This window comes from Treponema primitia ZAS-1 (assembly GCF_000297095.1).
GTDB classification, from domain to species: Bacteria; Spirochaetota; Spirochaetia; order Treponematales; family Breznakiellaceae; genus Termitinema; species Termitinema primitia_A.
This window is the reverse complement of the sequence record NZ_AEEA01000051.1, coordinates 39,185-58,945: the sequence shown is the minus strand read 5'-3', so window position 1 is coordinate 58,945 and position 19,761 is coordinate 39,185. Positions and strand designations below refer to the sequence as shown.

Here is a 19,761-nt window from a genome sequence, read left to right as displayed (position 1 = left end):
CTACACTATACTGTATAAAAATTGGAAGGAGTATCTGATTATGAATATTGGCATCTTCAGCGATACCTATACCCCCCAGGTAAACGGGGTTGTTACGGTGGTGCGGGCTCTGAAGACAGAAATGGAACGCCGGGGCCACCGGGTCTATGTATTTACGGTTCAACATCCCAATGCCGTGCCGGAGGAGGGGGTTTTCCGCATCGCCTCCTTCCAGTTTCCCAACGAACCCCAGCACCGGGTGGGGGTTTTTATTGAACAGCAGGTCATCGATATTGCCAAGCCCCTGAATTTGGATATCATCCATACCCATTCTGAATTCAGCCTTTACCTGGCTTCCCGCCGGGTAAGCCGGAGGCTGGGTATCCCTTCGATTCACACCCTCCACACCTACTATCCGGACTATATTTATTATGCCCCCCTGTTGGTGGAGCTGTTTTTTAAGAAGAACCTTTCCGCCTATCTCCGGCATATACTCCGGAGCCAGCGTTGTATCGTGGCGCCCTCGAATAAGATAAAGAACTATCTGGAGAAGATTAAATACCACCGGCCGGTGCGGGTCGTGCCAAACGGCATAGAGTTAAGCCAGTTTTGGGAACGGTCCGCCCTGGTAGACCAGGGCGCAGCGGATCTGCGCAAGCGGTTCAACATTGCCCCGGATGATGAGATGATAGTTTTTGTGGGCCGCCTTGGGATTGAAAAGAATGTCTTTATTCTGCTGGAAAATTTCAAGGAGATCCTGGCCCGTCGTCCTAAGGCTAAACTGGTCCTGGTGGGGGACGGTCCGGATCACCGGGAACTGGAAGCCCAGGGCAATGAACTGGGGATCAGCCGGGGACTGATCTTTACCGGCTATCTCCACTGGCCTGATGAGATAAAACTGATCTACGCCGCAGCGGATCTGTTCATGAGCGCCTCCCACAGCGAGGTACATCCCATCACCTTTATTGAAGCCATGGCCTCCGGTCTCCCGGTGGTGGCCGCTGCGGATATCAGTATTGATGATATGGTTATAAACGGTGATAATGGCTGGGCCATCGGGGATGATAAGTTCCTCTGGGAAAAGGCGGTGGAAGTTCTCTCTGATCCCGCTGCCCAGGCCCGTATGGGCAGGCGTTCCGAAGAAATATCCCGCAGTTATTCTGTGGGGCGGTTCATTGATTCCATGATAGCCTTGTATGAGGAATATAGAAAGAAGTGAGTAAACCATGAATAGTGAAGACAGCGGGTTTGCGGGGCTCGGGGTGAGCCCTTTTTTTATGGGCCGGTTAAAGGAACGGAGTATTTTTGAACCCGTGGAAATACAGCGCCGGGTAATCCCCCGCTTAATTCGGGGAGAGCGGGTGCTGTTCCGTTCCCCCACCGGAACCGGGAAGACCTTTGCGTACCTAATTCCTCTGTTTCAGAAACTGATGGAAAACGCGGAGTCCGACGCTGGCGTACTGATCCTGGCCCCCACGTACGAGCTATGCGCCCAGATTAAACAGGAGGCGGAGTTTCTGCTTTCCGGTGCAGGCTCTTTTAAGATCAGCCTCCTTATCGGGGCCACCGCTTTAAGCCGGCAGATAGATACCCTGAAGAAGGACAAGCCCCGGGCGCTGGTTGGGAATCCCGGACGGGTTTTGCAGCTGGCGAAAATGGGAAAGCTGCGTTTGGGAAACCTGGGCTTCCTGGTTCTCGACGAGGCGGACCGGCTTACGGCGGATGAACTTTACGATGAAACCCGGGAACTGGTCTCCCTGATACGGGGGAGTCCCCAGACCGTCGCCTGTTCCGCCACCCTGCCGGACAAGTGCCGGGAGCGGCTTCTCCCCATCATGGGAGAGGGCGTTTCTGTTGAAGAGACCCGGGCAAACGAGATACTCCGGGATAAGATAGAACACTGGGCGTTTTACTGCGAGGAACGGGACAAGATAGGGCTTCTCCGTTCTTTTTTAGCGGCCCTCCGTCCCAAGAAGGCCCTGGTTTTTACCGCCCGGAGCGCCCAGGTGGGGAACATCGTTTCCAAACTGCAGTACCATGGCATTCCCGCTCTGGGCCTGTACGGAGATATGGACAAAAAGATGCGCAAACAAGCCATGGACGATTTCCGCCGGGGCCGTTCCTCAGTGCTGGTTGCCAGCGATCTTGCCGCCCGGGGCCTTGATATCCCGGATGTAACCCACATTATCGCCCTGGACACCCTGCAGGATCCCGACGCCTATATCCACCGCGCCGGCCGTACTGCCCGTGCGGGGAAACAGGGCATCATGGCTACCTTTGGAGACGAAGGTGAAATGCGGAACCTGGTCAAGCTGGAGAAGAAACTGGGTATTATCGTGTATCCAAAAGAGTTATACGCAGGAAAGGTGCAGGCGCCTCCCCCTATGGACCCCGAATAGGTGGTTACCGGGAACGCACTAAAACTGTGTATGGGGTCCTGCCAGCTGGAACAAATATCAGGAACCCCCAGAGGGTCCCCCTGATATTTGTTCCACTGTCACCCCCGATAACGGTAGTGTGAGTGCGTTCCCGAGCCGCTTAAGGGGTCCATAGGGGCCTTTGTTTCGCTTAACGGAGTGAGGAAGAACGCAAAAACCAACTTCAGGGCGCAATAAAAAAGCTAAAGTCGGAATATGGGGAAGCGCTGTATCTGCTTTTCTTTGAGGAAATGAGTTACGTCCAGGCCGCTATGGTAATGAAAAAATCCAAAAAACAGATAGATAAGCTTGGCGTTTTCACAAAACGGAAAACATAATTATAAATAAAGAACAGTGTAAGGAAAAATGGAAATGAAAAAACAGAACATGCTGACGGAATTAGTATCCGTTGCCCTGATTATGGTATTGGGCTTTATTCTGGCGGGCTGTGAAAACTTTGCCGGCGGTAATAACGCGCCAAATATCAGCGGCAAACGGTATGCAATTGTACCATTTGAAAAGGCTAGCCGCAGCGCCTCAGAGCCGTACGTACTGGTAAGTTCCGGCCACAACCAAGCTGGGACAGTCTATTATTACCTTTATTATTTGGGGTATGTTACGAGTGTGCCTATTGCCTACAAAACGGCGTACTATTACGATGAAAAGACGCCCATAACCATTACGTATGAAAAAAGCTCGGCGACTGAAGAATCCATAACCAGCTCCATGACAACGGCCAAAGAGCATACGGTGACAGGCAGTGCGAGTGTTGCCATTGAGGCCGGGGTGGAAGCCGAGGCGGGTGTACTTTTTGCAAAAGCTAAAGTAACCGGAAAAATTACCGCCACGGGATCCGTTGAGGATGCAAATGCCGTCTCGACTTCAAATACCTATGAAACAGTGGAAACAAAAATGGCGGGAGAAAGCGAAAGCATAAGCGCCACCATTGGAGACCATGGAGAAGCACCGGGAAAATACCGATACGCATTATTCGGAATTACCGATGTCTATTGTTTATTTCAAGTCGATGCAGCTACCCGTACTGTTCTTGAAACGGATATTAGTTACCGGGCGCGTGAATCCTCGCTTGCCTGGGGAATTGATTTTGACTCCAGTGATCTGGGAAGTTTCGGTAAAACAGGCGAAGGCGATTTATTGTTTATCCCTGTTATCGATTTTGCTTCTATTGAACCGGACGATGAAGTAGTAACCGGGCTTGAACCGCCGGATCCGCCGCCGCCTGATACCAAAGAAAATTCGCTATTCAAAAGCACCGATGTACAAAAGGGAACTGCTTCAAAGACCGGCGGTGATGGCAATGTTGATACAAAGAATAACAAATACACCAACTGGGAGTTTGAAGTAACAAGCGTGCAGTTAATAAATCAAGGAACTGACGGAATATACCGTAATGCGGAGATAAAATATATCTACACGGTAAAAGAAGGGGGAGGTGATTGGACAGTGCTCCAACTTACCGGGACGTATACGGAAGATTTATCGGGGTATAAAGTTATAGAGCTGAGGACTCTGCCAACACAAAAACTTTCCGGCAGCATATCCGGCGAACGGCATGACTGGGTGGATGCAGGCTACTGGAATTATGGGCTTGTAAGGCACCTTTCCCTCATAATTGACGGCAGCGGAAGCGATGAAAAAAACATCGCTTTTATGGCGGATATCTTGATAGAATTTGTGGAAAAGAATTAATAACCACAAAGAAGAAGAACCCGCTTGGGGGGGGAGGGCATAGGGGGGGCTTTAGAACTGAACTGCGGCCCCCATAGAACAGTTCCAATGGGTCTTTTTCCATGAACGGCGGGAGAATAGGCAACAATACCGCATCCCGGGGCGGCGGGGTATCCGTAAACAGCGCCGGTCTTTTCACCAAAGCCGACACCGGCGGCGTTATCTTGCAGAATACCGCCACCGGACAGGCTTAAGCAGCATTAGCCCCGGAGGACAGCAGGCAGCAAACAGACCGGGTCTCTATGACATGGGAGGCGTGCAGCTCTCCCGCGTAATCATTTCGTAAGGCGAAGTTAGGGTAAACGAAGTTAAACCCCTGCGAACAGGCGCCGGTGGGGGCGGGGAAGCCACGCTGCGGGATATTCTGGAATTCCCTGCCGGAGGAGACCCGCAGGGGCTCCGTAGGCAGACTCTACAGGCATCCCGCAGTGGGGATTCCCCGCCCCCACCGGCGTTTTTACAACAGGTATTTAAACCCCGTTTACCCTATCGGTTCTATCAAGACCTTGTCTATCCGGTTCCCATCCATGCCCACCACCTTGAACCGATACCCGTTCCAGTCAAAGACCGCTCCGGTACGGGGAATCTCCCCGGCCAGTTCCAGGATAAAACCCGCCAGGGTATGGTATTCCTGCGGCGCCGCCGGGAACCCTGCGATGGGTAGTATTTCTGCGATATCATCAATGTTGACGCTGCCGCTGACCAGATAGGCGCCGTCACCCTGGGCCAGGATATCGTCATCCGCAGAGGCGGAAGCGGAAAGTTCACCCACAATTTCTTCGATAAGGTTGCGTACCGAAAGTACCCCGGCAAAACCGCCGTATTCATCGATCACAAAGAGGACATTGGATTCACCGCGCTTGAAGGCTTCAAAGGCCCTGATGGAGGACATGGTTTCCGGGACAAAATGGGGGGGGGCCATGAGGGATTTCAAGCCCGGCCAGGTGTTTTCCAGAAAGGCCAGAAGTATGTCCTGGACCGAGACTACCCCGACAATCTCATCAATGGCGCCGGATGCTACGGGGAAGAATTGCTGCTGCCGGTATTCCACCGCCATGGCCCGTACCTTTTCTGCGTCCGCATTGATGTCCAGCCATTGGATCTCCGAGCGGTGGGTCATAAAAGTCCCCACGGGACGATCTCCCAGATAGAAGACCCCCTCCACCATGGTCCGTTCTTCGCTTTCCACAATACCGGACTTTTCCCCGTCCTGGAGGGCTATCCGTAGTTCATCTTCGGTCATTCCCTGATCCGCCACAGGATCAATTCTCAGGATGGAGCTAATAAAGATTAGGGGGGTAAAAAAAACCTTGAGAAAGCGGATAAGCGGGAGGGTATGGACAAGGATAATTTCAGGCTTACCCCGGGCGATGGGTCTTGCCAAAGAACTTTGCAGTAAAACTAACAGGATGGTAAATAGTAAAGCCGCAGCCAGGGCGGGGATAACGAACCCGGTATGCATGGGGAAAAACTTTTCAAATATCCCCGCCGCCGGGATTCCGCCCAGGGCGCCCGCAAAAATATCTGCCAGGATGATTCCGATCCGGAGGGCGGAAAGCAGTGATTCGGGATTCTCCGCCGCCTCAAGGGCCAGCCGGTATTTTTCATTCCCCCCCTCAGCCTTAGATCGCAGCCGGGCTTTCCGGGACGAAATGAGGGAGCGCTCTGCCAGGGTAAAAACGCCGCTTATGATAAGAAGCAGGAGAATAATAAAAAACATCATCCCAGTTCATCCCTGACCAGAGGACGGACGATATGGATGCCGCCCTGGGAAGTTTCCAGGATTTTAGTTTTCCCGTCCGGGGTTAGAACTCCCAGAAGCTGAACCATGGGATACCGGGGATTTTCCGGATTCACATCCACCACCTGGCCTTTCTTACCGTTGGAAAGGAGTACATAGAGCCCGATAGGGTAGATGGAAAGGGAAAAAACCAAGGCCCGGATAACCGTATCGTCGTACTGTTTACCCTCGTTTTTCAGGAGGTCCAGCATTCCCGCAAAACCGTCCTTAGCCTCTTTATAAGGCCGATTATTGGTCAGCGCTTCGTAGGTACAGGCCACGGCGATGATCTTAGAGTAGAGGCTGATCTTATCACCCGTGAGCCGCCGGGGATATCCCTCGCCGTTTTCCCGTTCGTGGTGTTCCAGGGCGGGAATGGTCACCGAAAGGGGCAGGCTAAACGATTTGAGCATATTGAATCCCAGTATCGGGTGGGAGAGGATCGCCTTTTGCTCATCCCGGCTCAGGGCGTCCTTGTTCATGTAGACCCTGGATTGGAGCCTGAGCATCCCCGCTTCGTGGAGCATCGCCGCCACCCCCATCTCGATGAGCCGGTGGCTGGTAAGTTTCAGGTAGGAACCGATGATGATGGCCAGGATGGTGGACTTAACCGTATGGGATGTCAGATAGTTTTGCTCCGTCTCGGGGCCGGCGTTTCTCAGCACCCGCAGAAGGTACCGGCGATCCGCCCTGATGGCATCGCAGAGATACTTAATTTTTTCTGCCATTTCATTAAGCTGCGGGGGATTATTCAGAGACATCTGGGCAAAAAGGGATTCCACATAATGCTGAAAATTCATATACAAAGCTTCGGCCTTCTTTAAGTGTTCGGCATCGACGCTTTCCTTGGGAGCTATGGGCGCCGAGCCTCCGGCGGGGATTTCTTCCGGGGAGTAGTCTTCCCTGGGTTCTCCTTCACTCAGAACAGTTTGGAATCCCCATTCCTGAAGGGTGCTTTTCATGGCGGCGGTAATAGCCATCTCCGGCGCGGCAATGACAAACCGCTGATCCGGCAGGTATACGGTCTGGGAGAAAAAACTTTCCGGCGCCAGGTCTTTGACTTCGTATTCCATCACTTTACTTGATTATAGTATACCCGGTCTTATTGGTATAGGAGGAGATCTTCCCGGGTCTTTGCTAAGGCGATTAGTTCTTCCGTAAATCCGCTTATGGAAAATAGGGCATACTGTTCCCGCCGTTCACCCTGTTTCCAATCCACCTTCCGGGCTTTTTCCAGGAGCTCAAAGAATACGTTGATCCCGGTTTTAGATTTACGGAATTTACATTCCCCGAAGAGGATATCCTGTCCTTCGGTGTTCAGGGCGACCATATCTATTTCATGATTTTTGTTCCACCAGCGCCCAAGTTTATTGTACCTGAATGGCGGAGCGTTGCGGTAGAAAAATTCTTCCCGGCAAATTGCTTCGTAGACATAGCTCACATGGCCGTCAATAAAATTGGCGCGGATCCGGTCCATCACCGGGGCTTCATTCCCGGATTCGAGGTAGCTCAGAGCGGGGTATACGAACTTGAACCAAAAAAGAATAAAATTGTCCTTGATACGGTAAAGACCCCGCTTGCTCTTTTCCGGCTGGGTTTCAGTAACCGGTACCTCCCGCTCCAGTATATCCAGGTTTATAAGGGTGGTGAGATACTTGGTAAGCCCGGTCTGCTTTACTCCCAGATTTGCAGCGATATCCCCCATCTTGTGATTCCCCGCGGCAATAGTTTTAATGATGGAAAAATAAGTTCCTACCTGCCCCAGTTCCCGGAGAAGCAGAAAATTCGGCTCATCGTAGAGGAAACTGGTCCGGGAAAGAATATTCTTTCTGATAGCGCCGAATATGTCCCCCGGGCTCCGGAATAATTCGATATACCGCGGAACCCCCCCGGTAAGGGCATAGAGTTTCACTAATTCTTCCCGGCTCTTCCCTTGGAAAAATTGGCCGTAGTACCAGAAGGGGATTTGCCGGAGTTTGATCTGGGCGGTCCGCCTGCCGTAGAGGGGGCTGGTGTAGGCGAGGGTTTGGCTTTCCATCATGGATATTAGGGAACCGCAGAGGATGACCATGATATCCCGGTTCAGCAGGAGGGTGTCCCATATTTTCTGCATTATGGAGGGAAAGGCGGGATTGATCTTTCCCAGGTATTGGAATTCATCAATGACCAGGATCTTTTTTGCCGGCCTTTCAAAGTCTGCCAAGGCTTTAAAGATCAGGGTCCAATCCTTTACGGATGCCCCTTCAAGCAGGGGATTCCCGGTAAATCCGGCGATCAGATTTTTAAGCATGTCCCGGTTTTGGTCCTCGCTCTCTTCGGTGGCAAGGAAATAGACCGCCTCCTTGTCCTTGAGGAATTCCCGGATAAGGGCGGTCTTCCCAATACGCCGGCGTCCATAGAGGACCACAAAGGATGCCGCCGGCCGCCTATATTCCCAGTCAAGAGCCTGAAGTTCCTCTTCCCGGTCTATGAATGTAATTGGATATTCCATATTATTATACCTTTAATTATTATACTTCAAATTATAATAATATCAAGTATAATAATTAAAGGTATAACGAACCGGCTGTTTAAAAATAAAAAAAGACGATGCGCCTGGACGTCCAGGCGTAAAGCCTGCTGCGCACCGTCTTTAAATTGAGGTTTAACCCTGCATATTATGTATCGGCTTTATTTTTTTGAATCTTTATACTTTGTATTACCGGGCTTAGCGGGTGAGGATGTCCAGGTGGTATTGGGTGGTTTCCGCCAGCGAGCGGTAGAGCTTTGCGGATAGCTCCAGGTATCGTCCGTAGGGGTCCGATTCGGGGGTCCTTAGGGTTGTTTCCAGTTCAGCCAGGGGGGGGAAGAGGAAGCCCGCTACGTCTTTTACCTCGCTTTCCAGGATGAGGCGGTTCACATCACCCAGCCGCTTCAGAAGGCGCTCGTGGTTTTCTGCGGGGCCGGAGGCCAGATCCGCCGATTCGGATGCCAATTTTTTTAGCCCCTCCAGGCCCCGTAATAGGCCGGTATAGGCGGTTTTGTACCGGGCCGAACGGGCTTCCCGTTCTGTGGGGGAGTTGAAATCCCCATCGATCCGGGCAAACACATCATCCAGGAGCTGGTTTATTTCCGCGCGGCGGGGAGGGAGGGCGAGGAGTTCCTCCACGGGGCTGACCGGAAAACCGGGGATGGCTAGCCCGTCCGGGGAAAGACTGTGGTTTTTGACCGCAGGGTAGCGGCGGAACTGGTTTTCAAACCAGGATGAGTAAAGGGATAGGCGTTTGTCCGTGAGGACCTCGCCGCCCCTCGCCGAGGGGGCACGGAAGGGATGGCCGTCCCGGAGGGCATGGACGGACCAGGTTTCGGCGGGCTTGAAACGGAGGGATTCCGCGAGGGAGCGGGTTTCAAAGAGGGCACCCCTGAAATGGGTTTTCAGGTTTGGGAAGGATAGGTCCAGGCCGGCTATCCAGATGCCGCCGCCCCCAAGGGTACGGGCGAAGTCCCAGGCGGTGGTGGCCACGGAACCCCCGGCGCCCAGGCTGCCCTTTGGGTCAAGCCGGTCCTCGATAAAGCGGCCCAGGGGGAACAGGGAGGCGCAGAGGAAGGCCCGGGCAAAGGGTACGGAACCATCGGTGTTCCGATGGTTCCACCGGAGCACCGATGGGTAGACCGCGGATTCGGCGATAAGGCAGGTTTTGGGGGCGGGGGCGCGGTCCAGATGACGGGCGTTCCAGTACTGGGGGTCCACCACCACGGTAAAGTCCGGGGCCACGCCATGGGCCAGGAGAAACCGCTGGGAAGTGTCCACCGCCACAATAAGCGCCCGTTCCGCAAGCTCCGGCAGCAGGGGGGCGATGCGGTCCAGGGAAGGGCCTGCCGCGGCCAGGAGTACCGGCGCCGATAGGGGGGCGAGACAGCCCGCCAGATGGGATACCCCGGGCAGATCCCGAATAGCCTCCCGGTTCAGCGCCAGGTTCCGGACCCAGCGCTTTCCAAAGCGCCTGAGGGTGGCGGTGTTCACATCCTCCCGGGAGGACCAGGTTTTTATCCGTTGTTCAGCCCCGGCGTACCACTCCGCATCCAGGCCGACAAGAGCGCGGTTTCGGATTAGGGCGATTTTGCCGCCGTCGTCTTTCAGGAGCCGGAGCGCGGCGTTTAGGGCCTCACCGTTTCCGCCCAGTACAAACAGGACCTTGTACTTTGTAAGAAAGGTAGTGAGATCCCGGTTTTCCAGGGCTTTTTTCAGGATGAAGGGATGGCGTTCCACCACGATGATGGGGCGGTCCGGCTTTGCCTGGGCGGCTGCTTCGGCGGCGTAACCCAGGCCAAAACCAAGAACTATGAGCGGGCCATCCCCTTCCGGGTTTTCGGCCAGCCGCCGGCCTTCCCGAACCGGGTCCCGGGGGGAGTGTATGTGGATGCCCTGCACAATGAGTGTAGGGTCCCCGGACGAGGCGGGTTCAATGAGTATATCACCCTCACCCGGATAATCCCCCGGAGCTTGCAGAAGTTGTGCCGCCAAGCCGGGGTATTGGGCTTCGATGATCCGGAGATTGGCTTCCCAAATACTATTCAAGTTCAAGGATGATGACCGTATCGCTGTTTAGGGGGCTTCCGGGGGGAGGCGCCTGGCGGCGGACCCAGCCGTCACCGGAGATTTCAATGTGGAGATCCTCCCGGAGGAGCAGGGGGAGGAGTTCCCGCTTGGAATAGCCTTCTAAGTTGGGGACCACCGCATCCACCACGGGGCTGATAGGCAGGGGCAGGCTTACGGAACCGGGATGGCTGATCTGGGGGTTCCGGCCCCGGGGGATGCCCAGGTAATCCACCAAGGCTTCCGCAGCTTCCCGGATGGGCGGAGCGGCGATACGGCCCCCCAGGTAGGAATCGCCCTTGGGCTTTACAATGGCCAGATAGAGGATCAGCGAAGGGGACTCCGCGGGGAGCAGGGCGATACAACTGGCAATAAAGTCCGTGGGGGAATAGGCGTTGGTTTTTGGGTCGATGAGCTGGGCGGTACCGGTCTTTACCGCCAGGGACAGATCCCGTATATTGGCCCGCCAGCCCGTACCGATGTCGGAAGTTACGTCCACCATGTAGGCGCGCATGGCCCGGGCAGTTTCCGCCTTGAGGATCCGGCGGCTCTGGCCCTGGCCTCCCGCTGCCTCGTAGGAGCGTATGGTCTCCCCCTTGGGCGAAACGATACGGGAGACAATCCGGGGGGGTACCAGGACCCCATCGTTGGCTATTGCGGAGGCGGCCTGGACCATCTGCAGGGCGGAAACGGCAATCTCCTGGCCCATGGCGATGGTTGGCTTGGACCGTTCCGACCAGCGGCTTGTGGGACTGAGGTAGCCCACGGTTTCCCCGGGGTTTCCCGCGCCGGTCCGGGCGCCGAAACCGTAGTTTTGCAGCAGCTCGTTAAAAGCATCCGCCCCCAGGCGATCCGCCGCATAGGCAGCCCCGGCGTTACAGGACTTGATGATGATATCACGGATGGTTACCCTTCCATGGGCGCCGAGACAGTTGATCACCACCCGTTCCCCCCGGTTGCTAATCCGCTCGTAATGGCCGTCGCAGACAAAGACGGAGCCGCTGCTGACCGCTCCGGATTCCATCAGGGCGGACATGGAAAATACCTTGAAAACCGATCCCGGTTCATACGCCCAGATGGCGGGGCGATCCATCCGGGAAATATCGTCCGAGGAATTGATATCGTTGGGATCAAAGTTTGGGAGTGAAGCGGAACCCAGGATATCCCCGGTACGGGGATCCATGGCCATAAACATCACCGCCTCAGCCCTGCTTTCCCGGCGTATCCGTTCGCCGATTTCTTCCAGGATATGCTGGACGTTGGAATCGATGGTGAGAAAAACCTGGTTCCCCGAACCGCCCTTGGCTTTAACCGATGCGGGGGAAAGCTCCGACTCCAGGGCATATTCTATCCCCGCAAGGCCGTTGTTATTCTCATTTCCCACAAAGCCGATGATCTGGCTTGCCAGCCGTTTTTCCGGATAGATGCGGCCGACAATGGCCTCCACACCGACCCCCCGAAGCCGCCCTTCGGCTTTGAGGTTTTCGATTTCCCGTACGGTGGACTGTTCTACCTGTTTTTTAAGGTAGATAAAATCCGCGGAGGATGATTCAATACGTGCATCGATGGTTTCCGCGGGGATTTGCAGTATCGGAGCCAGGTCCCGGCTTAAAATATCCCGGTCGATAATATCGGGACGCCACACCGTGATATTGCCCAGCCGGGTCTGGAGGGCCAGGATACGGCCATTTCTGTCCAGTATGGGTCCCCGTTCCACAAAGGGCTTTGTGCTGCTCGTGTTCCCCGTATCGGCGGGCCGGAGCATGAGTACTGCGTACCGTATCAGAACAGCGACACTGAGGAAGGCAAAAATTGCAAGAAAAATGATGAACCGTCTTTTGTGGGGTACTTCCGGTGGAGGGTTTACCCATGTATCATTTTTGTTTTTCATTTAATACCCAACACCTTTCCTATAATGTGATCCACCGGAACGGGACCGTAAAACCGGGAATCATAGGATTCCCGGTTATTATCACCCAGGGCAAAAAAAGTATCCTCCCCAAGCAGGGCGCCGCAGCGTTTTACCGCCACGGCGCCCTTGGGGGTAAAAAATACTACCACATCCCCGGTCTTTGGCTTAGACCAGCGCAGGAGGTAGTTCCCGGACCATGGCAAACGGATACCGTATGCGGTCCGGACAACCACCAGAATAGTTCCCGGCCGTATGGCGGGCATCATGGATTGTCCATCGGTAATCATAAAATCAAACAATAGAACCTTCATCAACAGGGCCGCGATACATGCCAAAAAAACGGCCTTCCCGGGATTCACCATAATTAACGGAAGTATAATACTTCAACTTAATTATGTCGATAAACCTATATATGCAGTATATAGCTATGGACCAATCTATTCAGCGCCGCCAAAATCATCCGTTGATTTCCTTTCCAAAATTCAAAAGTCCGGCGGTCTATAAACCCTATAAGTATATTGATGCGATTAAGCAAAACCCTGTCCATATTAAACGGTCTTGGAAAAAACAGGAATCCCGGTTTCCCGGTTTTTTGAAGGGAAATACAGTTTGTAACGAAGTTCCCCGCGAAGGCCGAAGGTCTAAACCCGATTGGTTTGAAAGGATCGTGAAACCCAAGGCAGAACGAAGTTCCGGTATGTCTGAGACAAAGCCGTGGTCCTTCCCAATTCCGAACCGGCTGAAAAATACCTTCTGGGCTTCTCCGGCCCCGGTTTGTGTACTTGGGGGGATCGCCCTTTTTTCCGCCCTTATCCTGGGGCTGCAGAATTCCCCGGTTATGGCCCTGTCCCCCGGGGACGACCCCGCCATGCGGGCAAACCTTGCCTCCTATGCGCGGGAAACTTCGTTGCAAAATGCCGGGATCGCCGAAGCTATTTCGATTACCGAAGAGGATTCTGAGTTCATGCCCCTGGATCTGACGGAGAGCTTCCGATGGGAAAGCTACACGGTTCAGCGGGGGGATTCGGTATCGAAGATCGCCGCAACCCGCTCGATTTCTATGGATGCCATCATTGCGTCTAACGGAATTTCCAACGCCCGGCGGCTCCGGGAGGGGGAAACGATTCGTATCCCGAATATGGACGGTATACCCTATACGGTAAAACCGGGGGACAGCTTTTCTAAGATTTCCGCCAAGCTGGGGGTCCCCCTGGACGCGATCCTGGACGCCAATGATATCCAGAGCGATGCCATCAGCGCCGGTCAGCAGCTCTTTATCCCCGGGGCCAAGATGCGTACCGAGGATCTCAGGCTTGCCCTGGGGGAACTTTTTATGTATCCCATCCGGGGAGCGCTTAGTTCTCCCTACGGCTGGCGGAACGATCCCATCAGCGGCGCCCGGCGTTACCATGCGGCGCTGGATCTGGCCGCCGGATTGGGTACCCCCGTCAAGGCTTCCCTGGATGGAAAGGTCGCCACGGTGGGCCTGAATTCGGTTTACGGTAAATATATTATCCTCTCCCATGGTAATGGGTTCCAAACCCTCTACGCTCACCTGAATACCACCTCGGTAACCCAGGGATCCTATGTCTACCAGGGCGGAAAAATCGGGGAAGTGGGCAGTACCGGCTACAGTACGGGCCCGCACCTCCATTTTGCGGTATATAAGAACGGTAAACCCGTTAACCCCCTTGAATTTCTTAATAAATAAGGATAAAATTAAGATGATTTGGGATAAAATAGTAATTACACAAAAAATTAAAAAGACGTTTCGTACCCGGAACGGGAGGTTTTATGCGTAAGCTCGTGTTCATCCTTTTAGCGTTTATCGCTATGGCTACCTTTATCAGGGCTTACGATACTACCGATGACCAGGGCCGGAATATTTCCGAAGCGGCAATTACCCTAGAGACGAAATAATCCCCCCGGCAATTCCGAATTTGGAACTCCGGAAACCCCCTTTGCCCCTTGCGATAATGCCGCGGGAGAGGTACTATATAAAGTATGAATCCTACGGATAAGCCCAGTGGTGAAGCGGCCATTCTTTCCGATAAATCCTCATTTAAAGAAGTGGTTAACGAAACCTGTAACCGCCTCTGGGATAGAAGGGTACAGTACTCCATCCGGCGTATCCGGGAGATGGAGGACGCGCTCAAGACTTTGGAACTGGAACTGGATTTGATGATCAAAGACAACGAATTCTAATCCGCTTTTTTAGAAAAGACCCTCCGGAAAAATAACCGTACAGAATCCCAGCCGCGCTTAAAGATATTCCCCTGTTCTATTTCCCTTGGGGTAACCAGGGGGATGCGGCGAAGTTCGCCCTTATCATCGCTTAAAATGAGGCTGCCCAGGAGACTCCCCGTAGGCAGAGGAGCGATGATAGGATCCTCAAGACGTATTTCCCAACTGAGATTTTCCCCGCGGTCGACAAACGTGGTAAAGGGGAGGGGCTCGGTGGGGATCGGGGTTTCCCACTTGGATACGCCTTTCCATATCCGGGCAGGATTAATCTCCGGTTCCGGAGGACGCAGGGTCTTAAAATGATCGAAACCCCAGCTTAGGAGCTTCCTTCCATCGGCGTCCCGGATCCGGTCTCCGCCCCAGGAAGCGGGGGCGCCCAGGATTACGGCGATAAACCGGGTTTCCAGCCGGGCAGCGGTAAGGGCGATGTTGTAGCCCGCCTCATCAATGTACCCGGTTTTAAGGCCATCCGCCCCTTCAAAGTCGGCGAGCAGGTAATTGTGGTTGTATTGACGCCAGGTACCCACCCGGCTCCGGTATTCGGGCGCCACATTGACGGCCCGGGGATAGGAAAATTCCAGGACCGAATGAAAATCCCGGAGGCTGTCCGGATGACGGTTTATATACTCCCTGCAAAAGGATGCGAATTCCAGGGCGGTGGTCATATTGTCTTCGGAAATACCCGAGGGTTCCACAAATCTGGTCCGGGTCAACCCCAGCCTCCGGGTCTCAGCGTTCATGCGGTTTACAAAGTCCGGTACCGTGGGACTGAAACGCAGGGCTACTGCCACGGCGGCGTCGTTCCCCGAGGGTATAGCCAGCCCCAGGATCAGTTCCCGCAGGCTTACGATCTGTCCCTGGGCTAAATGCATCAGGCTTGATCGGGGAGGCTGATTTACCGCCCAGCTTTCCTTGGGAAGCTCCACAATTTCGTCCAGGGAAGCCCGGCCTGCGTCAACTTCCTGCAGGGCAATGTGGATGGTCATGAGCTTTGTCAGCGAGGCGGGAGGGATAGGCGTGTTTCCGTTCTTCGCGTACAGTACCGTCCCGGTGGCGGCGTCCATAAGCACAGCGGAAAGGGATACAATATCCGGCGCGTCCGCTGCCGGTGATGCCGCCGACGCTTCCTGCGACGCTTCCTGCGACGCTTCCTGACCGTGGAGGGCGAGCGCAAATAATAGTAACAGTACTGTTAAGGAACGGTGTTTCATAACCCGGTTTAGAACTCCGCTTGGCCTACAGCGCGGGGGTAGGGGATTACGTCGCGGATATTGGCCATGCCGGTGACGTATTGGACGAGACGCTCAAAGCCCATACCGAAACCCGAATGAGGAACCGTACCGTAACGGCGAAGGTCCAGGTACCAACTGTAATCGGCGGTATCCATTCCCATCTCCCGTATTCGTTTTTCCAAGCGGTCCAGATTATCTTCCCGTTCCGACCCTCCGATGATCTCTCCCAAGCGGGGGACCAGTACGTCCATGGCCCGGACAGTTTTATTATCATCGTTCATCTTCATGTAAAAGGCTTTAATCTCCTTGGGATAATCGGTGACGATCACCGGTCCTTTGACTATTTTTTCGGTGAGGAATTTTTCGTGTTCGCTCTGGAGGTCACAGCCCCAGTAGGGTTTGAACTCAAACGCCGCATTTGATCCGGCCTTTTCCAGTTCCGCCAGAGCATCGGTGTAGCTCATGTGGGTGAACTTGGAATTGATTACCGATTTGAGGGTGTCGATGATTCCCTTTTCGACATGGGCATCGAAAAAGGCAAGGTCCTCCGCGCAGTCCGAGAGGACGGCGTTGAAGAGGTATTTGAGAAAGTCCTCCGCCAGGGCCATATTGTCTTCCAGGTGGGCAAAGGCGGCTTCGGGCTCTATCATCCAGAATTCCGCCAAATGCCGGGTGGTGTTCGAGTTTTCCGCCCGGAAAGTGGGGCCGAAGGTATAGACCCGGGTAAGGGCGGCGGCATAGGTTTCCGCCTCCAGCTGGCCCGAAACGGTGAGGAAGCTCCGCTTACCAAAAAAGTCCTTGGAATAGTCCGGGGCCTTGCCGGATTTGGCCAGGGCTTCCAGGTCCAGGGTGGTTACCTGGAACATGGCCCCCGCTCCCTCGGCGTCGCTGGCGGTGATGATAGGGGTTTGGATGTACTGGAAACCCTGTCCCTGAAAGAACTGGTGTACCGCAAAACCCAGGCGGCTGCGCACCCGGGTTACTGCGCCGAAGGTATTGGTCCGGGCCCGGAGGTGGGCTATTTCCCGGAGAAATTCCAGGGAATGCCGCTTTTTTTGCAGGGGGTAGGCCGCTATGTTTCCGGTACTTTCCGCCGGCGCATCCCCAATGATCCGCAGATCCGAAGCGGCCACTTCTACCGCCTGCCCCGAGGCCGGGGATGAGGCCAGCTTGCCCCGTATTTCCACTGAGGACCCGGTATTCACCGCCGCTAAAGCCGCTTCCAGCTCTTCTCCCAGGCTGCCGTCTCCGCCGCGGTCAAAGGTACACTGGATACCGTTGAAGCCGGACCCATCGTTCACTTCCACAAAGACCAGATTTTTCAGGTCCCGCTTTGTCCTGACCCAGCCCCGAACCGTCACATCCTGGGAAGCCGGGGGGGGTTGCCAAAATTTCCTTGATAAGAGGGCTTGCCATGGGGGAGAGTATACAGAAAAAAGCGGGGAGGGTGAAGGGTGAATTTAAGATTTATATTTGACAAATCGAGGGAAATGTAGTAGTATTATAAATGCCACCGGAGGAGGCGGCATTGTAGCCTCCTCCGCCACCCGGCTCTGTTTATTCAGGGCCGGGCATTTTTTTGTCTTTACGAATAATTGCCCGGAGTTCGGCATAGGTCCAGGTGTGGAGTCTGCCGATAGTTTCAAAATAGCAGATAAAACTACCCTCGTCGAAACGGTTTTTTAACTCCCCCGCCACTTTAGCTCTTACGCTGTCTATTTCAAGGTGAGAAAAGAGGCGTATAAATACCGAATGGCTTTGTATGCCGGGGCAGCGCCGTGTGAGGGCAGCTCCCTGCCTATAACCTTTCTTAAATTCCGTTCCTAAGGTCTGCCGTGTACCGGAAACGGCTTTTAACTGCCAACGTGCCGGATCATGTTCTTCACATTCTCGCTGCAATGTATCGGCGTTAAATGTACCGTGGGATGGGCATTGGCAAAGACCCGGAAGATTTCATCCGCAAAGCCCTGGCCAATCATATCTACCCCGGAAAAATCCAAAACCACCTCTAAAAAACGATCAAACCGGGTGATAAGCCGTTTGGCCTGGGAACGGGATATAAGAGATTCCCCTTCATACTGCATCAACTGTACCGGAATAGCGGTCTTGTGGAAGCCCGGCTGCTTGTCAGGATCGGTGTACTCGTTGAATACATCGGCAATTTGCAGGGAAGTGTTTTTCCGTATGAGCATAAATACCCCGGTTCCGCTAGTGATACTGTTATTTGGAATTTCCATAAGCAGGTCATTGTCTTTATGCCCCCAAAACGCGAGACCGCCCGAATATATACGGAAGTGATCAAAGATGCGGGATGTAAAAAAGATACCTTCCCCGGAATGTTTTGATGGGTCAGAGGTAAACTTTCCCTTTACCAATTCCAGAATGGAATGTTTTGGGTCTTCCAAGCCTAAATCATCTTTAATTTTGATAAAAATACCTATACCATAATCCCGTATAATAAATTCAATGTCCCGGGCACTGAGGTCCAGGGTTATTGTCAGCCGCTTTGATCCGGAGTGTTCGATAGCATTGTTAACCATCTCGGTAAACCCATATTGACAGATTTGGCGGACATTCGGCGCAACGTCCTGTAAATGGGGGGAAATATCCTTCCGCCACAGCGCATCCTCGTCAAGGGAGTCATCTACGTCATAGGAGTATTCAAACACCGTATACACCAGTTGGTAGTTGGGATACCGGCCTTTCCGTTCTTTTTGAATGATCCCCTCCTCAAGCAGGCTCTTGAGATACTTTGCCGCCGTGGGCTTGGAGAGGCCGAAGTGCTTCATCACCAGCGCAAGGATGTCATGCTGATGGGCCGGAATATTTTCAATGATAAAATTATTTATCGCCGAAACGATTTCCTTGGTAAACTTCAATATGATTTCTCCTGTGTTAAGTATAGGATAACGCAATATTTATCACATGTAAAGTATAATATAAAGGCTTTCCGGGATGGTTAATTTGAAGTTGGTATCGTGACATCCCTTCATTGTTTTTACTTTGCGTATTACACTCCACCTATGGCTTCCGATGCCCATGCCCATCCTTTCGATCTCGCCGGGCGTTTCCCCGATGCTGAAAATGAACGCCGCAGTTTGGGTATCGCCTGTGCTGCCAGCGCCTGGAACGGGGAGCAGTTTGCGTACCACCAGGAGCTTGCCCGCAGCGCCCGTCAGGAAGGCGCCGCTCCTATGGCCCTCTGTTTTGCCGTACACCCCCAGTTACCCGCAGCCGGGAACACCAGTTCCTTTGCGCCGCTTTTGGAACTGCTGGAAACCCTGGCTGCGGGGGATGAGCTGAACGCCATAGGGGAAACCGGCTTCGATCTCTACAACGATGCGCGGGAAACTTCGCTGCAAAATGCGTTCCGCGCCACCGAGGCGGTTCAGGATGAGCTTTTCGCGGCCCACCTGGAAACCGCCTTACGGTACGGGCTGCCCATGGTGCTCCATGTGCGCCGGGCCATGCACAAGGTCTTTGCCCATACCGGCGCCTTGAAAAAGCTGCCCGCAGTGGTCTTCCACTCCTACTCAGGAACCGTAGGGGAGGGGGAAGCCCTCTTACGCCGGGGGATAAACGCCTACTTTTCCTTTGGCGCATCTATCCTGCTGAATCATAAAGGGGCGATACGTTCATGTGCTGCCCTGCCCCTGGATCACCTGCTCCTGGAAACCGATGCCCCCTACCAGCCCCTGCGGGGCAAGGCGTTTTCGCACTGGGTGGATCTCTCAGTTATACTGCGGGGCGCTGCGGGGATACGGAAAGAAGGGGGTGTGCCGGGCGGCGATCCTGAGGAACTGGAAGCGGCGACGGACAAGAATTTTTACCGCATATTTTTCCCCAGGGAAATACATTCAAAGGTATGGTAA

18 protein-coding genes are annotated in these 19,761 nt (G+C 53.9%); 8 read left to right on the top strand and 10 right to left on the bottom strand.

The annotated features are described in order from the left end of the window. Nucleotides 1–40 precede the first annotated feature (40 nt). From TPRIMZ1_RS0109420 to TPRIMZ1_RS21000, 4 genes are all read left to right on the top strand, one after another. Entirely contained in the window at nt 41–1,198 is a 1,158-nt protein-coding gene (locus TPRIMZ1_RS0109420; protein WP_010258241.1) for a glycosyltransferase family 4 protein, read from the top strand. Nucleotides 1,199–1,205: 7 nt separating this feature from the next. Next, nucleotides 1,206–2,378, top strand: a complete 1,173-nt coding sequence (locus TPRIMZ1_RS0109415) for a DEAD/DEAH box helicase (RefSeq protein ID WP_010258238.1) — start codon at nt 1,206–1,208, stop codon at nt 2,376–2,378. A 390-nt stretch (nt 2,379–2,768) separates the two neighbouring features. Next, on the top strand, nt 2,769–4,106 hold the full coding sequence (locus TPRIMZ1_RS0109405; RefSeq protein WP_010258235.1) for a hypothetical protein: 1,338 nt from the start codon (nt 2,769–2,771) through the stop codon (nt 4,104–4,106). Nucleotides 4,107–4,207: 101 nt separating this feature from the next. Further along, nucleotides 4,208–4,339 (top strand): hypothetical protein, encoded by a 132-nt coding sequence (locus tag TPRIMZ1_RS21000; protein WP_269775814.1) that lies wholly within the window; start codon nt 4,208–4,210, stop codon nt 4,337–4,339. Between the two features lie 287 nt (nt 4,340–4,626). Here TPRIMZ1_RS21000 and TPRIMZ1_RS0109395 read toward each other — a convergent pair whose 3' ends face one another. The 6 genes from TPRIMZ1_RS0109395 to TPRIMZ1_RS0109370 form a co-directional block, all read right to left on the bottom strand. Then, nucleotides 4,627–5,868, bottom strand: coding sequence for a hemolysin family protein (locus TPRIMZ1_RS0109395; RefSeq protein WP_010258233.1), 1,242 nt, complete (start codon nt 5,866–5,868; stop codon nt 4,627–4,629). Further along, a complete protein-coding gene (locus tag TPRIMZ1_RS0109390; protein ID WP_010258232.1) occupies nt 5,865–6,998 on the bottom strand; it encodes an HD-GYP domain-containing protein in 1,134 nt (377 codons plus the stop codon). The genes TPRIMZ1_RS0109395 and TPRIMZ1_RS0109390 overlap by 4 nt, the downstream gene beginning before the upstream one ends. Nucleotides 6,999–7,027: 29 nt before the next feature. After that, complete coding sequence (locus tag TPRIMZ1_RS0109385) at nt 7,028–8,416, bottom strand: ATP-binding protein (RefSeq protein ID WP_010258230.1); 1,389 nt, start codon at nt 8,414–8,416, stop codon at nt 7,028–7,030. Between the two features lie 216 nt (nt 8,417–8,632). Continuing rightward, on the bottom strand, nt 8,633–10,489 hold the full coding sequence (locus tag TPRIMZ1_RS0109380) for a motility associated factor glycosyltransferase family protein (RefSeq protein WP_100217051.1): 1,857 nt from the start codon (nt 10,487–10,489) through the stop codon (nt 8,633–8,635). Next, nucleotides 10,476–12,392 carry a penicillin-binding transpeptidase domain-containing protein gene (locus tag TPRIMZ1_RS0109375; RefSeq protein ID WP_010258226.1) on the bottom strand — a complete coding sequence of 639 codons (1,917 nt, stop codon included), beginning with the start codon at nt 12,390–12,392 and terminating at the stop codon, nt 10,476–10,478. The genes TPRIMZ1_RS0109380 and TPRIMZ1_RS0109375 overlap by 14 nt, the downstream gene beginning before the upstream one ends. After that, nucleotides 12,389–12,775, bottom strand: a complete 387-nt coding sequence (locus TPRIMZ1_RS0109370) for a S26 family signal peptidase (protein ID WP_010258224.1) — start codon at nt 12,773–12,775, stop codon at nt 12,389–12,391. The genes TPRIMZ1_RS0109375 and TPRIMZ1_RS0109370 overlap by 4 nt, the downstream gene beginning before the upstream one ends. Before the next feature lie 335 nt (nt 12,776–13,110). On the opposite strand from TPRIMZ1_RS0109370, the gene TPRIMZ1_RS0109365 reads away from it, so the two are divergent. From TPRIMZ1_RS0109365 to TPRIMZ1_RS0109355, 3 genes are all read left to right on the top strand, one after another. Next, on the top strand, nt 13,111–14,124 hold the full coding sequence (locus TPRIMZ1_RS0109365; RefSeq protein ID WP_232616793.1) for a peptidoglycan DD-metalloendopeptidase family protein: 1,014 nt from the start codon (nt 13,111–13,113) through the stop codon (nt 14,122–14,124). An 83-nt stretch (nt 14,125–14,207) separates the two neighbouring features. Then, nucleotides 14,208–14,333 (top strand): hypothetical protein, encoded by a 126-nt coding sequence (locus TPRIMZ1_RS20995; RefSeq protein WP_010258219.1) that lies wholly within the window; start codon nt 14,208–14,210, stop codon nt 14,331–14,333. 84 nt (nt 14,334–14,417) lie between these two features. Further along, nucleotides 14,418–14,618: a hypothetical protein gene (locus TPRIMZ1_RS0109355; protein WP_010258217.1), complete on the top strand. Its 201-nt coding sequence runs from the start codon at nt 14,418–14,420 to the stop codon at nt 14,616–14,618. Here TPRIMZ1_RS0109355 and TPRIMZ1_RS0109350 read toward each other — a convergent pair. From TPRIMZ1_RS0109350 to TPRIMZ1_RS0109335, 4 genes are all read right to left on the bottom strand, one after another. Continuing rightward, the gene (locus TPRIMZ1_RS0109350; protein ID WP_010258213.1) at nt 14,615–15,868 is read right to left on the bottom strand and encodes a D-alanyl-D-alanine carboxypeptidase family protein; all 1,254 of its coding nucleotides are present in this window, start codon (nt 15,866–15,868) and stop codon (nt 14,615–14,617) included. The genes TPRIMZ1_RS0109355 and TPRIMZ1_RS0109350 overlap by 4 nt on opposite strands. 8 nt (nt 15,869–15,876) lie before the next feature. Beyond that, nucleotides 15,877–17,250: an asparagine--tRNA ligase gene (asnS, locus tag TPRIMZ1_RS0109345; protein ID WP_010258210.1), complete on the bottom strand. Its 1,374-nt coding sequence runs from the start codon at nt 17,248–17,250 to the stop codon at nt 15,877–15,879. A gap of 196 nt (nt 17,251–17,446) precedes the next feature. After that, nucleotides 17,447–17,587, bottom strand: a complete 141-nt coding sequence (locus tag TPRIMZ1_RS20490) for a hypothetical protein (RefSeq protein ID WP_157784210.1) — start codon at nt 17,585–17,587, stop codon at nt 17,447–17,449. Nucleotides 17,588–17,742: 155 nt separating this feature from the next. Next, a complete protein-coding gene (locus tag TPRIMZ1_RS0109335; protein WP_010258207.1) occupies nt 17,743–18,768 on the bottom strand; it encodes an STAS-like domain-containing protein in 1,026 nt (341 codons plus the stop codon). Between the two features lie 144 nt (nt 18,769–18,912). Here TPRIMZ1_RS0109335 and TPRIMZ1_RS0109330 point away from each other — a divergent pair, with 144 nt between their 5' ends. After that, a complete protein-coding gene (locus TPRIMZ1_RS0109330; protein ID WP_010258205.1) occupies nt 18,913–19,761 on the top strand; it encodes a TatD family hydrolase in 849 nt (282 codons plus the stop codon).

Bases quoted from the DNA above. Each gene is read 5' to 3' on its own strand.
- TPRIMZ1_RS0109385 (WP_010258230.1), bottom strand. From the start codon at position 8,416: ATGGAATATCCAATTACATTCATAGACCGGGAAGAGGAACTTCAGGCT.
- TPRIMZ1_RS0109370 (WP_010258224.1), bottom strand. From the start codon at position 12,775: ATGGTGAATCCCGGGAAGGCCGTTTTTTTGGCATGTATCGCGGCCCTG.
- TPRIMZ1_RS0109330 (WP_010258205.1), top strand. From the start codon at position 18,913: ATGGCTTCCGATGCCCATGCCCATCCTTTCGATCTCGCCGGGCGTTTC.
- TPRIMZ1_RS0109350 (WP_010258213.1), bottom strand. From the start codon at position 15,868: ATGAAACACCGTTCCTTAACAGTACTGTTACTATTATTTGCGCTCGCC.
- TPRIMZ1_RS0109375 (WP_010258226.1), bottom strand. From the start codon at position 12,392: ATGAAAAACAAAAATGATACATGGGTAAACCCTCCACCGGAAGTACCC.
- TPRIMZ1_RS0109365 (WP_232616793.1), top strand. From the start codon at position 13,111: ATGTCTGAGACAAAGCCGTGGTCCTTCCCAATTCCGAACCGGCTGAAA.
- TPRIMZ1_RS0109420 (WP_010258241.1), top strand. From the start codon at position 41: ATGAATATTGGCATCTTCAGCGATACCTATACCCCCCAGGTAAACGGG.
- TPRIMZ1_RS0109415 (WP_010258238.1), top strand. From the start codon at position 1,206: ATGAATAGTGAAGACAGCGGGTTTGCGGGGCTCGGGGTGAGCCCTTTT.
- TPRIMZ1_RS21000 (WP_269775814.1), top strand. From the start codon at position 4,208: ATGAACGGCGGGAGAATAGGCAACAATACCGCATCCCGGGGCGGCGGG.
- TPRIMZ1_RS20995 (WP_010258219.1), top strand. From the start codon at position 14,208: ATGCGTAAGCTCGTGTTCATCCTTTTAGCGTTTATCGCTATGGCTACC.
- TPRIMZ1_RS0109355 (WP_010258217.1), top strand. From the start codon at position 14,418: ATGAATCCTACGGATAAGCCCAGTGGTGAAGCGGCCATTCTTTCCGAT.
- TPRIMZ1_RS0109405 (WP_010258235.1), top strand. From the start codon at position 2,769: ATGAAAAAACAGAACATGCTGACGGAATTAGTATCCGTTGCCCTGATT.
- TPRIMZ1_RS0109390 (WP_010258232.1), bottom strand. From the start codon at position 6,998: ATGGAATACGAAGTCAAAGACCTGGCGCCGGAAAGTTTTTTCTCCCAG.
- TPRIMZ1_RS0109395 (WP_010258233.1), bottom strand. From the start codon at position 5,868: ATGATGTTTTTTATTATTCTCCTGCTTCTTATCATAAGCGGCGTTTTT.